The organism is Buchnera aphidicola (Pemphigus obesinymphae) (genome assembly GCF_026122815.1).
In the GTDB taxonomy this organism is placed as follows: Bacteria; Pseudomonadota; Gammaproteobacteria; order Enterobacterales; family Enterobacteriaceae; genus Buchnera_C; species Buchnera_C aphidicola_BJ.
Genome location: NZ_JAIWQW010000108.1, coordinates 1 through 338, shown reverse-complemented (window position 1 = coordinate 338; position 338 = coordinate 1). Strand labels below are relative to the sequence as shown.

At 30.5% G+C, this 338-nt stretch carries 1 protein-coding gene; it reads left to right on the top strand.

Going from position 1 to position 338, the window contains the following annotated elements; all coding sequences use genetic code 11:
• The coding region (locus LDP10_RS03330) for a mechanosensitive ion channel domain-containing protein (RefSeq protein ID WP_265197296.1) at positions 1-338 on the top strand (338 nt) is incomplete at both ends.

Below are 338 nucleotides of genomic sequence, written 5' to 3'. Positions count from 1 at the left end.
ACGTACTCTTGATGGGAAAATAGCTATTGTGCCAAACGGAAAAATTGTATCCGGAAATATCATCAACTATTCTAGAGAACCTGCTAGAAGAAATGAATTTATTATTTGTGTCTCTTATAATTCTGATATTGATTTAGTTATTAATACACTACATAAAGTCATTGACACCGATCATAGAGTTTTAAAAGATCGTGGTGTAATTATTGGATTAAGCGAATTAGGACCATTTTCCCTTAACTTTATAGTAAGATGCTGGAGCAACACAGATGATCTTAATATAGTTTATTGGGATTTAATGGCTAAATTCAAAAAAGCCTTAGATTCTAATAATATTGATG